Origin of the sequence: Nocardia otitidiscaviarum (genome assembly GCF_007362295.1) — a bacterium.
GTDB classification, from domain to species: Bacteria; Actinomycetota; Actinomycetes; order Mycobacteriales; family Mycobacteriaceae; genus Nocardia; species Nocardia otitidiscaviarum.
This window is the reverse complement of the sequence record NZ_CP041695.1, coordinates 4,329,866-4,343,280: the sequence shown is the minus strand read 5'-3', so window position 1 is coordinate 4,343,280 and position 13,415 is coordinate 4,329,866. Positions and strand designations below refer to the sequence as shown.

12 protein-coding genes are annotated in these 13,415 nt (G+C 70.9%); 4 read left to right on the top strand and 8 right to left on the bottom strand.

The window, feature by feature from the left end; genetic code table 11:
- Positions 1–115: 115 nt before the first annotated feature.
- The 3 genes from FOH10_RS19305 to FOH10_RS19295 form a co-directional block, all read right to left on the bottom strand.
- Positions 116–808, bottom strand: coding sequence for a PhzF family phenazine biosynthesis protein (locus FOH10_RS19305; RefSeq protein ID WP_039815605.1), 693 nt, complete (start codon positions 806–808; stop codon positions 116–118).
- A 112-nt stretch (positions 809–920) separates the two neighbouring features.
- Complete coding sequence (gene ahpD, locus FOH10_RS19300; RefSeq protein ID WP_029925887.1) at positions 921–1,460, bottom strand: alkylhydroperoxidase, AhpD family; 540 nt, start codon at positions 1,458–1,460, stop codon at positions 921–923.
- Between the two features lie 33 nt (positions 1,461–1,493).
- Positions 1,494–2,081 carry a peroxiredoxin gene (locus FOH10_RS19295; RefSeq protein WP_143981799.1) on the bottom strand — a complete coding sequence of 196 codons (588 nt, stop codon included), beginning with the start codon at positions 2,079–2,081 and terminating at the stop codon, positions 1,494–1,496.
- 108 nt (positions 2,082–2,189) lie between these two features.
- Here FOH10_RS19295 and FOH10_RS19290 point away from each other — a divergent pair, with 108 nt between their 5' ends.
- Genes FOH10_RS19290 through FOH10_RS19275 form a run of 4 tightly spaced genes read left to right on the top strand, consistent with a single transcriptional unit; the run spans position 2,190 to position 6,034 of the window.
- Complete coding sequence (locus FOH10_RS19290) at positions 2,190–3,098, top strand: hydrogen peroxide-inducible genes activator (RefSeq protein WP_029925891.1); 909 nt, start codon at positions 2,190–2,192, stop codon at positions 3,096–3,098.
- A gap of 58 nt (positions 3,099–3,156) precedes the next feature.
- On the top strand, positions 3,157–3,939 hold the full coding sequence (locus FOH10_RS19285; RefSeq protein ID WP_143981798.1) for an MBL fold metallo-hydrolase: 783 nt from the start codon (positions 3,157–3,159) through the stop codon (positions 3,937–3,939).
- Between the two features lie 4 nt (positions 3,940–3,943).
- On the top strand, positions 3,944–4,387 hold the full coding sequence (locus FOH10_RS19280) for a gamma-glutamylcyclotransferase family protein (RefSeq protein ID WP_221937844.1): 444 nt from the start codon (positions 3,944–3,946) through the stop codon (positions 4,385–4,387).
- Positions 4,388–4,447: 60 nt separating this feature from the next.
- Positions 4,448–6,034 (top strand): acyl-CoA synthetase, encoded by a 1,587-nt coding sequence (locus FOH10_RS19275; protein WP_143981796.1) that lies wholly within the window; start codon positions 4,448–4,450, stop codon positions 6,032–6,034.
- On the opposite strand, the gene FOH10_RS19270 is transcribed toward FOH10_RS19275, so the two are convergent.
- The 5 genes from FOH10_RS19270 to FOH10_RS19250 form a co-directional block, all read right to left on the bottom strand.
- The gene (locus FOH10_RS19270) at positions 6,035–6,472 is read right to left on the bottom strand and encodes an RpiB/LacA/LacB family sugar-phosphate isomerase (RefSeq protein ID WP_143981795.1); all 438 of its coding nucleotides are present in this window, start codon (positions 6,470–6,472) and stop codon (positions 6,035–6,037) included.
- 342 nt (positions 6,473–6,814) lie between these two features.
- Entirely contained in the window at positions 6,815–8,788 is a 1,974-nt protein-coding gene (locus tag FOH10_RS36065) for a hypothetical protein (protein ID WP_143981794.1), read from the bottom strand.
- Positions 8,789–8,791: 3 nt separating this feature from the next.
- The gene (locus FOH10_RS19260) at positions 8,792–9,916 is read right to left on the bottom strand and encodes a VWA domain-containing protein (RefSeq protein WP_143981793.1); all 1,125 of its coding nucleotides are present in this window, start codon (positions 9,914–9,916) and stop codon (positions 8,792–8,794) included.
- Entirely contained in the window at positions 9,909–12,254 is a 2,346-nt protein-coding gene (locus FOH10_RS19255) for a DUF5682 family protein (RefSeq protein WP_143981792.1), read from the bottom strand. Before FOH10_RS19255 ends, FOH10_RS19260 begins: the two co-directional genes overlap by 8 nt.
- Positions 12,255–12,259: 5 nt before the next feature.
- Entirely contained in the window at positions 12,260–13,348 is a 1,089-nt protein-coding gene (locus tag FOH10_RS19250; protein ID WP_244961279.1) for an ATP-binding protein, read from the bottom strand.
- Positions 13,349–13,415 lie beyond the last annotated feature (67 nt).

Here is a 13,415-nt window from a genome sequence, read left to right as displayed (position 1 = left end):
ATCGGTCACGCTTCCTCCTTCGTGAACAGGGTCCGGTACCGCCCGTACAACCCGCGGCCCGCGTCGGAAAGTTCCGGTGCGAGGCGACGTCATACTTCGTTCATCACCGGTCGCGCTAGACGACCACCGGATGGTCGGCGACCGTGCGCCCGCCCAGACGCACCCACCCGTCGGAGTCCCATTCGGTGAACATCTGCGAGCCCCGGCCCTGGGTGATGTTGAGGCTACGCCGCAGCAGCGCGGTGAGCGCGATGGCCGCGGCACCGGTGGCCTCGTCCTCGGCGATACCCATGGCGGGGGCGAACATCCGCGCGCGCAACGCACCGCGGTTCTCATCGGTCCAGGTCCACACGTAGTGCGCGCCGGAGGTGAAGTCGGCCGGGTCCAGCGTGGCCATCTCCTCGGCGCTGCCGAACTGGTGGAATTCGAACTTGGGCGCCCATTCGGCGCGGGCGCGCACCCAGGTGATGCCGTCGGTCCCGGACACCTCGACCGGTCCGGCGGGCACCTCGATGACCGTGACCGGGGTGCGCTGATCGCTCAGCCACCAGCCGGTGCCCACGGTGGGGTGCCCGGCGAAGGGCAGTTCCACCGCCGGGGTGTAGATCCGCATGCGGGTGCGGTCGCCGGTCGGCGCGTCCACCACCACGGTTTCGGCGTATCCGGCCCGCGCGGCCAACGCCTGGTGGTCGACCCCGGCGACATCGGCGGCGCGGGCGATGCCGAGGCGATTGCCGAAACGTCCCGCTTGGTCGGTGAAGACCCGAACCACGTCGATCTGGGTGCCATCGCTTTCCGGAACGGTCATGAATGCCAGGCTACGACGTGATCGGGCCGGTGGGGGGAGGTAGGTGGTGAGCGTCTCGCACGGAAAGGGCCGCGCACCGTGGCGGTGCGCGGCCCGTCCGGTATGCCGGTTGCTAGACGGTGGCCGTGGCCAGCGCCTCGGTGGACGCCACGGCCTGACCCACGCCCGCGACGATCGCGGCCACGCGCAGCGACTCGAAGATCACCTCACGCGACACGCCCGCCTCACGCAGCGTGTTCTCGTGCGCCTCCAGGCAGTGGGCGCAGCCGTTGATCGACGACACGGCGAACGACCACAGTTCGAAGTCGGCCTTGTCGACGCCCGGGTTGCCGATGATCTGCATGCGCAGACCGGCGCGCAGGTCGTCGTAGCGACCGCCCAGGAAAGCCTTGCCCCGGTAGAACACATTGTTCATACCCATGATGGAGGCGGCCCCGAGCGCGGCGTTGTACGCCTCGGCCGACAGCGTGTCCGCGGCCTCCTCGGCGATCTCACGCAGCGTGGTGGCCGACCGGGTGGCGGCGGCCGACGCCAGCAGGGTGCCCCACAGCTGCTGCTCGTTCAGCACGGTGGTGCGTGCGATCGAGGACAGGTTGAGCTTGAGGTCCTTGGCGTACTCGGGCAGGGAGTTCTTCAGGTTCTCGATGGTCACAGCGCGAAATCCTTACTCGGACGGCAGAGTTGCTCAGACGGAAGCGGTCATGAGCTCGCCCGCCTTGATGGTGGGATCGCCCTTCTTCCAGTTGCAGGCGCACAGCTCGTCGGACTGCAGCGCGTCGAGCACGCGCAGCACCTCGTCGACATTGCGGCCCACGGAACCCGCGGTGACCGAGACGAACTGGACCTCGTTGTTGGGGTCGATGATGAAGGTGGCGCGGTCGGCGACACCCTCGGCGTTGAGCACACCGGTGGCGGCGGACAGCTCGCGCTTGAGGTCCGACAGCATCGGGAAGGGGAGGGTCTTCAGATCCTCGTGCTGGGCCCGCCACTGGAAGTGCACGAACTCGTTGTCGACGGAGACGCCGAGTACCTGCGCGTCCCGGTCGGCGAACTCCTCGTTCAGCTTGCCGAAGGCGGCGATCTCGGTGGGGCAGACGAAGGTGAAGTCCTTCGGCCAGAAGAAGACGATGCGCCACTTGCCCGCGTAGTCGTCGCTCGAGACCTGGGTGAAGTAGTCGTCGGGCTGCTGCGCGTTCACCTGCGACAGGTCGCCGCCGATCACAGCCTTGAGGTTGTAGGCGGGGAACTGGTCGCCGATGGTCAGCAGGGCCATGCTTGCTCCTCTTTCGTAGTCGGATCGATCGTGTCGTGACTGCCGCGAACGATCTTGCCCAAACCGCTGTGAAAGGTAAAGGTGATCGGTCGCACTATACTGATAGGCGTGTCTGATCAAACTTATCAGCCGACCCTCTCGCAGCTGCGTGCGTTCGTGGCAATCGCGGAGTATCGCCATTTCGGCACCGCCGCGAATCGGCTGAGTGTGAGCCAGCCAACGTTATCGCAGGCACTGGCATCACTGGAAAACGGACTGGGGCTCAAGCTCATCGAGCGCAGCACCCGGCGGGTACTCGTGACAACGGCCGGCAAACGCCTGCTGCCGCAAGCCATCGCCACCCTGGAGGCCGCGGACCGGTTCGTGGCCTCGGCGGCCGGGTCCGGCCTCGGCGGCACCCTGCGCCTGGGCATCATTCCCACCGTCGCGCCCTACGTGCTGCCGACGCTGCTGCCCGAACTGCGCCGCCAGCTCCCGGCGCTGGCGCCGTACGTGATCGAGGATCAGACCGCGCGGCTGCTGGACGGGCTGCGCTCGGGCGTCCTGGACGTGGCCCTGCTGGCGCTGCCCACCGAGGCCACGGGGCTGGTCGAGATTCCGCTGTACACGGAGGAATTCGTGCTGGTGGTGCCGCGCGGACACACCCTGGCCGGACGCACCGATCTGGTGCCGGGCGATCTGCACGCACTGCCGCTGCTGCTGCTGGACGAGGGGCACTGCCTGCGCGATCAGACCATCGACCTGTGCCGCTCCCACGACGCCCATCCGGGGACCGTGGGCGATACCCGGGCGGCGTCACTGGCCACGGTGGTGCAGTGCGTGGCCGGGGACCTCGGGGTGACGCTCATCCCGGAGATGGCGGTCTCGGCCGAAACCGAGCGCGGCACACTGGATATCGCCCGTTTCGCCCCGCCCGCGCCGGGACGCACCATCGGGCTGGCCTTCCGGTCCTCCACCGCGCGCACCGAGGACTACGAGATCCTGGCCGAGGTGATCCGGTCCCAACAGCCCCATTGACCGATCGGTTCGTGCGTTCCGATTGACCCGAAAGATGCCGTCTGGGACTCTCGGGCACGTGCGGATTCATCACCTCGACTGCGGGACCATGTCCATGGGCATGGTCGACCATTGTCTGCTCATCGAAACCAAGCGTGACGGGCTCGTTCTCGTCGACACCGGCTACGGGTTGGACTGCGTGCGGTACCCCGAGCGGATGATCGGTCCCACGCGGTTCATGCTGGGTGTGAAGCTGCGGCAGGAGGCGACGGCCATCCGCCAGATCCAGCGGTTGGGGTACGACCCGCGCGACGTGCGGCACATCATCCTCACGCACCTGGATCTCGACCACGCGGGCGGATTGTCGGACTTCCCGGAGGCGACGGTGCATGTGCACGGTCCGGAGTTCCGTGCCGCGACCACCCGGCGGGCGATGGGTGAGCGCCTGCGGTACCGGGCGGCGCAGTGGGCGCACGGCCCGAAATGGATGGTGAACGAGATCGAGGGCGGGCAGCCGTGGTTCGGCTTCCAGACGGTGCGGGATCTGCCCGGCCTGCCGCCGGAGATCCTGGTGGTGCCGCTGCACGGGCACACCCGCGGCCATGTCGGCGTGGCGGTCGACTCCGGTCGCGGCTGGCTGCTGCACGCCGGGGACGCGTTCTTCGTCGGCAGCTCCATCGACCCGGTGAAACCGAACACCCCGGCGCTGTGGCGGGCGTACGAGCTGGGATCGATCCTCGGCGGTGCGTATCGCGAGAACCAACGCCGGCTGCGGGAACTGCGGCGCGACCACGGGCACGAGATCACCATCGTGAACTCGCACGATCCGGCGCTGTTCGCGCCCTTCGCGAATCAGCGGTGAATCGGTGAGTGCGCCCCGGGCCCGGCGGCTGCCGGTGCCGAGCGACCCGCTGTTCGTCTACGGCACCTTGACGTTTCCGGAGGTGCTGGTCGAATTGCTGGGCCGCACACCGCGGCTCGACGCGGCCCGGGTGTCGGGGCGGCGGGCGGCCCGGCTGCCCGGCCGGGTCTATCCGGGACTCGTCACCGCCGCCGGTGCGGTGACCCGCGGTGCGGTGCTGCGGGGACTCACCGCCGCCGAGTGGCGGGTGCTGGACGACTTCGAGGACGACGAATACGACCTGCGGCCGGTCTTCGTCCACGCGGGCGTGTCCGCACACGCCGCGTGGACCTATGTGTGGACGGCCGAGGTGCTGGCGGCGGACTGGTCGGCCACCGCGTTCGCCAGCGACCACCTGCCGCGCTACGCGGGCCGCTGCGTGCGCTGGCGGACCGGACCGGCGGTCTGAAGGTCCTGCTCAGCGAGACTGTATGGCGTGGGCCACAATCCGGTGGTAAACCGTGGTCGCATGGACACCACAGGCATCGTCGCCGAGGCGCGCAGTCAGACACTGGGGGATCTGTTGCGGCGCAGCGCCGCCCGGCATCCGGACAAGACCGCACTGGTGTGGCGGGGGCGGCGGGAGAGCTTCGCCGAACTCGACGCCGCCGTGAACCGGGTGGCGCACAGTCTGGCCGATCGCGGTGTCGGGCAGGGGGATCGGGTCGCCCTCTACACGCACAACTGCCGTGAGTTCGTGCTGCTGTACTTCGCGCTGGCACGGCTGGGCGCGATCTCGGTGCCGATCAACTTCATGCTCACAGGTGAAGAGGTGGCCTACATCCTGGAGCATTCCGGCGCGGTCGGGCTCATCATCGAGGACGCCCTCGGCGCGGAGGCCGAGGCGGCGGTGAAGCTGGTGGGCGACAACGAGATCCGGTTGTTCGGCTGGATCGGGTCGGGCGGCCTGCCGGTGCCCGGCGGCTGGGAGGACGTGGCGGCGTGGGAGGGCCACGCCGACGCCACCGAGCCCGGGGTGCGGATCGGTGACGACGATCCGGTGCAGCTCATGTACACCTCGGGGACCGAATCGCGGCCCAAGGGCGCGATCATGACCAGCCGCGGGCTCATCGCCCAGTACGTGAGCGCTGTCGTCGACGGGCGGATGAGCGTCGACGATGTGGAGGTGCACGCGCTGCCGCTGTACCACTGCGCGCAGCTGCACTGCTTCCTCACGCCCGATATCTACCTGGGGGCCACCAGTATCCTGCTGCCCGGCCCGGACCCGGCGACGGTGTTGCGCACCATCGAGACCGAGCGCGCCACCAAGCTCTTCTGCCCGCCCACCGTGTGGGTGTCGCTGCTGCGGCATCCGGAGTTCGACTCCTACGACCTGTCCTCGCTGCGCAAGGGCTACTACGGGGCCAGCATCATGCCGGTGGAGGTGCTGCACGAACTCGCCGATCGGCTGCCCGGCGTGCGGCTGGCCAACTTCTACGGCCAGACCGAACTCGCGCCGCTGGCAACGGTATTGGCTCCGGAGGACCAGCTCACCAAACCCGGGTCGGCGGGACGTCCGGCCCTGAACGTGGAGACCCGGGTGGTCGACGACGACGGGGTGCCCGTCGGCCCGGGGGTGGTCGGCGAGATCGTGCACCGCTCCCCGCAGGCCATGCTCGGCTATTGGAACGATCCGGAGAAGACCGCGGACGCGTTCCGCGACGGGTGGTTCCACAGCGGTGATCTCGGTGTCGTGGACGCCGACGGCTATCTGAGCGTGGTCGACCGCAAGAAGGACATGATCAAGACCGGTGGCGAGAACGTCGCCAGCCGAGAGGTGGAGGAGGTGCTCTACCAGCACCCGGACGTCTCCGAGGCCGCCGTGGTCGGCATCGCGCATCCGCACTGGATCGAGGCGGTCGCGGCGGTCGTCGTCCCCCGCGTCGGGTCCCGGCCGATCGCCGAGGACCTGATCGCACACTGTAGGCAGCGCCTGGCCGGGTACAAGGTGCCCAAATACGTCGTGCTCGCCGACGCCCTGCCCAAGAATCCGAGCGGCAAGATCCTCAAGCGCGAATTGCGTTCCACCTACGGGGATCTGGCCGTCGGCGGATAGTCACTCGATGGCGTCCACGTGCGCGATATTGGCCCGGTCGCCGGGGTCGGCACTGGCCGCTCCGGCGAACCAGGCGTCCAGGATCTCGTCGAGTTGTGCCCGCGAGGTCAGCCGCAGGCTCAATGCCAGCACATTCGCGTCGTTCCACGTGCGCGCCCCGTCGGCGGAGTAGGCGTCCACACACAGTGCCGCCCGCACCCCCGGCACCTTGTTCGCGGCGATCGAGGCCCCGGTGCCCGTCCAGCAGCAGACCACGCCCTGCTCGGCTCGCCCCTCGGCCACATCCCGCGCCGCCGCCTCACTGGCCCACGCCCAGTCGTCGCGCTCCTCGGGTGCCAGTGCCCCGTGCGCGATCACCTCGTGCCCGCGCCGCCGCAACTCCTCGACCACCGCCGCGGCCACCCCGGTGTTCTCATCCGCCGCCACCGAAATCCGCATCGCAGTCCCTCCATCCGATCGCGCCCTGACTCCGCACATTCTGCCCGACGTACGGCTCGGCGCGAGCGCCGTCACCTCGTCGGCGGCGGCCCGCATCGCGTTTCGCATGTGCCACCGCGACGACGGCCGACCGCACGGCCCAACCGGCTACGCCGAAGATCATGCTCAGGGCCGTATCAAGGCAGGGGCCGCGGACCGGGTCCCAGCAGGTGCGGGGACCGACATCACCGGGAATCGAGGTGCGCTCCGGGCGCGACTCCATCGACACGACCTACACCAAACGCGCTCAGCAGCGGTATCCGAGGTGGATCGTGCCACGGCACCCTATCGGTCGGCGTCGCGCTAGAGCCGTTCCGCGGTGACCAGGAGCCGCAGGTGGGTGTCGGCCCACTGGTCGAGGGCGGCGTGGCCGGGGTGGGTGAGGGTGCGGCTCAGGCGATCCAGGGCGGCGGCCGCACCGGACAGACCGAGGCGGCGGAGGGTGGCGGCGGTGTCGGCGGCGCGGGCGGACCAGGTCGGGGGCAGGTGTCGCAGGCCGCGGTGGGGGATTTCGGCGGACAGGGCGAGGGCGGTGGTGAGGGCGGCGGCGAGTGGATCTGGTTGGGGCAGTGCGGCTCCCGACGGCGTCGGGTGGTCGGTGGTGGCGAAGGCGGGGACCACGACCGCCGCTGCGGCGACGACGGCGGTGGGGTCCAGGGTGAGGCGGCCGTGGTGGCGTTCCAGGGTTCCGGCGAGAAAGCGAATCGGACCCGCGTCGCCGGAGAGCGTGCGGGCGAGATCGTCCAGTGCGCCGGGGGCGGCGGCGGTGTGAGTGAAGGTGACGGTGGCCCTGCCCGCCGGGGCGTGCACGGTCGCCTCCAGGCGTTGTTCGTCCGGGAGGTAGTGGATGGCGTCGATGCGTTCGACCGCGACGGCACGTACCGATTCGCCGCGGACGCGGGGGCGGATGACGGTAGGCGGGAGGGCGGCCAGGCGTGCGGCCTCGGCGTCGAGGTCGGTGACGAGAAGGTCGGGCGGCAGTGTGTCCCAGTCGCCGGTGGCGGGCAGCACCGAGGTCCGCGCCACGCGGCCGGTGGCCAGGCGCACGCCGCGGTTCGCCGAGCGGACGGCGGATTCGGTGACGATATGGCCCGCGGCCAGCTCGCGCAGGCGGGACGTGCCCGCCCGGCGCGCGCCGAGGGCGGCGGCGGTCGGCGGGACGGCGCCCTCCCGGACGGCGATCGTATGCCGGAGGGTGAGTACGATGCGCGCCTCGGGGTGGGCGAGATAGACCTCCACACAGCGGGATTCGTCATCACCGTGGACGCGCGCGCCCAAACCGGTGAGGCGGAGGTGGCGCAGCGGGGTCCGCGCGGCCTCCTCGGTGCCGAGGACCGCGACCGGGTCGCGGGTACCGGCGCGTTGTCGCGCCACCAATTCCGCGATCAGCGCGGCGGTGCGCAGGGGATCGTGGCGAGCGGCGCGGTCGCGGTAGGCGGCGAGCTGGTCGAGCAGTTCGGTGAGCGCGTCGTGCGGCCAGCGCGCCCCGGCGGCGTCGAGGGCGCGATGCGCGCCGGCGAACACCTGCGGGAGCGCCGGACCGGCATGGGCGACACCGTCTTCCAGCAGTTCGGCCAGGGGCGTCAGCACCGCCGCGGCCGCACTCGCCGCCGCTCCCGCCGCAGTGCCGTCGGCGTGGTCACCGACGGTGACCTCCACGGTCTCGTCAACCGTATCGACCGCGTCCGCGGCCCGGAATGCCCACACCGCCAGGACGATCGCATCGGCACGCGCCCCGCGGGCGGCATCGGTGCGGGCGTACCCCAGGTCGCCGGGGACGAGGAATCGCACGGTGACAGCGGACAATTCGGCCGACGGCACCGGATCGTGCGCGGTGGCCCGGCGCACCCGGGCGCGGTACCCGGCGCGGCGGGCACGACCGGCGGCCGCGAAGGCGCGCGCACCCACCAGGTCGCGCAGCTGTTCGTCGGTGAACTCCGCCGGGGACCACGAGACGGCGGCCTCCGGTGTGTCGGCACGGGCGGCTTCCGCGGTGGGCTCGGAGGTTTCGGCGTACGCGCGATAGGCGAGCACCGCGCGCACCCGGTGCCGGCACACCGTCGTCGCCGCACAGGTGCAGGACGACAGCTCCAGGGTCGTATCGGGCGGCAGGATGGTGCGCACGCCGTCGGCGAAGGTGACCGCCACGGTGCCGTCGCCGGATTCGGTGAGTTCCGGAGGCGCGGCTGCGTTCTCCTTGGCCGCGCGCTTGAGAAGCCCCCGGTTGGCGAGGCTGATCAGGGAGTCGTCGGTGAGGGCCAGCAGGTCCGCGCGCATGGACTATCCGATCGTTTCCGCGATGAAGGCGGCCAGTTCACCGGGCGTCATCGCCCCCACGTGCACGCCCACATCGGCCAGCCGCTGCCCCAGCTCCCGGTCGAAGACCGGATCGGCCTGTTCGTCGAGGGCCGCCAGCCCCAGCACCGTCGTCCCCTCCGCGACGAGGGCGGCCGCCGTGCGCACCAGCCACGCCGCATTGCCGCCCTCGTAGAAGTCACTGATCACCGCGATGACGGCGCGGCGCGGGTGCTCGACCAGCTGGGCCGCGTAGCCGAGCGCGCGGGCGATGTCCGTGCCGCCGCCGAGCTGCACCTTCATCAGCAGTTCGACCGGATCGTCCACATCGCGGGTGAGGTCGACGACCTCGGTGTCGAAGGCGATCAGGTGGGTCTCGAGGCCGGGCAGCCCCCACAGACAGGCCGCCGTGACCGCCGAGTGGATGACATTGCCGACCATGGAACCGGACTGGTCCACCAGCAGGATGACCTGCCAGTTGTCCGTATGGCGGCGGGTGCGTGCCCGGAAGTGCGCGGTCTCCACATAGAGCTGTCGCTGTTCGGGCCGGTAGTGGGCGAGGTTGGCGCGCACCGTGGTCGGGAAGTCGAAGTCGGCGGCGCGGGGGATGCGGCCGCGGCGGCGCGAGCGGGCGCCGTGCATCGTGGTGCGCACCTCGGTGGCGAGCCGTTCCATGAGCTCGCGCACCACCTGCTCGACAATGCGCCGCGCCATGCGCAGCACCTCCGGATTCATGAGGTGTTTGGTGCGCAGCACCGCGCCCAGCAGCTCGGCATTGGGCTCCAGCCGACCGAGCACCTCGGGATCGGTGAGCACGTCGTGTAAACCGTAGCGCTGCACCGCGTCCCGCTCCAGGCGCTCGACGGTGGCCTTGGGGAAGAGCCGGTGGATGTCGTCGAGCCAGTCCACGGCGTGCACGATGGCGGGGCCGTCACCGCCCTGGCGACGGATACCGCGCCGATCGAGTTCCTCGTCGCGGTCGTAGAGCCAGGCCAGCGCCGCGTCCTGGCCGGCGGCCGCGGCGCTGAGCGCGGCATCGCGGACGAGACCCGCCGCCGCCTCGCCCAGAATGAGCCGCCAGCGTTCCAGTGTCGGATCGAGTTCAGTCATGGCCGCTCCCCAGCGGATTCGCGAGCAGTGCGTGCTCGGTCAGCAGTTCGTCCACCCGCGCCTCCAGCGCCCGCGCTCGCGCCAGCAGTCCCGCATCGGCGTCGAGGCGCAGCAGCGTCGCCGGGGCCGCGTCCGCGCCCCGTGCCGCCAGCAGCCGGGTGGCGATGCGGGCGCGTTCGCGGGGCGGGAACCAGGCGAAGGCCAGGCGCAGTGCGGGCAGGGCGGTGAGGAAGTCGGGCGATGCGAACCGGTCGACGAGTTCGTCGAGCACCGCGAGCAGCGGCGCGTCGGTGTCGAGGAGTTGTTCGCGGGCCAGTGCGAACAGCCCGGCCAGGAAGTCGCCCAGGACTTCCGGCTGCCCGGCCAGCCGGACGGCCCGCGCCACGTCGAGGGTGTCGTCCGGTGCCAGCGCCGCGACCAGGCCGACCGCCGCGCCGCGCAGTGCGGGCGGCCGATCGGGTGCGGCACCGCGCCGGAAGACCCCGACGATATCCGCGCGGTCGACGCTCAGCACGGTCGGTGCGTGCTGGGCCGTGTCACGAATGGCGATGAGGGCGTGCAGCATCCGGTCGTCGGCGGGTGCCGGACCGCCCCGTATCGCCTCGATCAGCCACAGCAGTCGCAGCACGGCGGCGTCGATGAGCGCGGCCAGGGTGGGGGAGTGCGCGGTGCCGAAGATCCGGTCGTGCCGCCACAGGCTCAGCGTGACCGCCAGCAGCTGTCCGAGACCGGCGGTGTCACTGGCGGATTCGATGAGGCCGCGGATACGGTCCACCACCGTGTCGCCGAGTTCCGCGAGCCCGCACAGGGTGGCGTCGAACAGCACCTCGGCGAGGCCGCCGGTATCGGACCCGGCCGCGTCGAACCGTTCACCCAGCCGGGTGGCGGCGGCCTCGGCGCAGGTCGCGCCGAGCGAACCGGCTTCGATGAGCATCGGCAGCCGCAGCGGTGATGCGGTGACGCGCCATACCTCGCGCGGGTCCGGCGGCCGCCCGACCAGTGGCCCGCTCGTACGCCGGTACCCGGGAATGTCGAGTACGCGCAGCCGGTGCAGCACTCGGCTGGCCGCGAGGCCGGAGTCGGTGGCGAGATCGAGTTCGTGCTCGCCCCGCTCGGGTATGCCGTGGCGGGCGAGTTCGCTGTCGGCGTCGTGCACGAGGGGCGGATGCGGGGTGTCCCGGTGCAGCCGCCCGGTCCGGGAACCCGACAGTGCGGCCACCATCTCGACCACCACCGGATCGGTGCCCGGACGCAGCTGTCCGCGACCGGTCCACGGCAGCGGGCGGTCGAGCGCCTCGGTGACCAGCGCCCCGGCGAGGCCGTCGAGAACATCCGTGCGCGACGGCGATCGGTGTCCGCGCAGGCGGCTCAGACCGCCGGTGAGGGTGCGCGCGCCGATCAGGGCGGCGGTCGACACCGGCTGGCCCCGCTCCCGCAGCCGCCGCACCACGGCGCGGGTGATGCCCTCGGCGGCCTGTTCCGGCCCGCCTTCCCAGAGCCGCTGGTAGTACTCCGGCGACGGCATGCCGGACTGATAGCCGTCGAAGGCGTCCAGTCGGCGAAAGCTGTAGGGCACCAGGTAACTGCCGCCGACACCGTCCCCGGGAAAGGGTGGTACGTGCGGCCAGGGAGAGTCGGATGGAGCGGTGCGCGCGGAAAGCAGGTGCTCGTCCAGGCGGCGCACGAGTGCGGGCCGGTGGAAGCCGCCGGTGACCACCACGATGGGTGCGGGTCGCGTTCCGGCCGCGCGGTTCGCGGCGTCCACGGCGGCGTGGATCCAGCGGGCCATGTACTCCTCGCGCTGCACGTCGCCCGCGCCCGCCTCGTCGTCGCCTCGAACCAGATCGAAGTACGCGGCCAGCCGTTCGGCGAGGGTGGCGTCGTCCCCGATTTCGACGAGGTGATCCCACAGCGTGTCGATATTGTCCACCGCGAACTCCCGGCACAGCCGCGTCACCGCGTGGTCGTAGCGGCGTTCGGCGTCGGCGTACCGGTTCTCGGTGTCGGCGAAGGCGCTGTGCCAGGCGGGCAGATCGATGAACCGCACCACGGACCCGGCGGACCGACCCTCGGTGAGCGCCACCCACTCGGGGGAGTAGTCGCACAGCGGAGCCCAGGACACGTGCCGGGTGGTCCGGTCCCGGTAGCTGGAGAACACCGCGATGGGCAGTTGGTGCCCGAGCAGCAGTTCGTCGAGTCGGTCGTTCATATCGACCGGCCCCTCGATGAGCACATACGCCGGGCGCAGGGCGCGCACGGTGTCGCGCACCAGCCGCGCGCAGGCCGGACTGTGGTGGCGCACACCGATGAAGGTGACCCGCGCCGCATCCCCCGTCATCCGGCTCAGCCCGGTAGCTGGAATCGCGCGTCGTGCAGGGACTTCCACGCCTTTCCGGATTTGCGTGGGGGCTGCTGCTCCAGATAGCGGCGCAGCCGGGCCAGGTCGTCCGGGTCGTCCTTGGCCGCGGTTCCGGCCAGGCAGTGCACGATATCGGCGGCGTCTCCGGCCTCACCGCGCAGGAACCAGCCGCGCAGGCCGACGGCATGGGCCACCGACACCGCCTCGGCGGTACTCATGACCGCGGACATGCGGTCCAGGGCGTCACCGGCATCGGTCGCGCCGCGGCGCAGTTCCCGGAAGGTGGTGACCAGCACCGCGAGTACGTCGCGCGGTGGGGCCTGCGGTACCCCGGAACGGTGCAGCAGCGCTTGCGCCTCCGCCTCCACCAGCGCCAGTTCGGCGTCGAAATCGGTGATGGGGAAGACGGTTTCGAAGTTGAACCGCCGTTTCAGCGCGGCGCTCATCTCGTTGACGCCGCGGTCGCGGGTATTGGCGGTGGCGATCACATTGAATCCCGCGACCGCGTACACCATCTCGCCGAGTTCCGGCACCGCCAGCACCCGATCGGACAGTAGCGACAGCATCGAGTCCTGCACCTCCAGGGGGCAGCGGGTGATCTCCTCGAAGCGCACGATCTTGCCCTCCCGCATGCCGCGCAGCATGGGCGCGGGCACCAGGGACCGCTCGGACGGACCCTCGGAGACGAGCAGCGCGTAGTTCCATCCGTAGCGAATCTGGTCCTCGGTGGTGGCCGCCCCGCCCTGGACGGTGAGTGTGGAATCACCCGAGATGGCGGCCGAAAGTAGTTCCGAGAGCAGCGATTTGGCGGTTCCCGGCTCGCCGGTGAGCAACAGTCCGCGGGTGGTGGCGAGGGAGACCAGCGCCCGGTCCACCAGGGAGGCGTCGCCGACGAACTTGCGGGCGATGCCGAGCGTCGGGTCGCCCACGATGAACCGCTTGGCGGCGTCGACGCTCAACTGCCAGCCCGGTGGCCGCGGCGCGGTGTCCTGTTCGCGCAGCCGGGTCAGGTCGTCGGCCCAGCGGAGTTCCGCGGCCGGGCGTTGTAGATGCTGGGTGGAACCGGTGGTCACGGCACGCACACTAACGCGGCTCGGTGACACGTTCGTTCGGATGCGATCGGTCGGCCCGGTCCCCTCA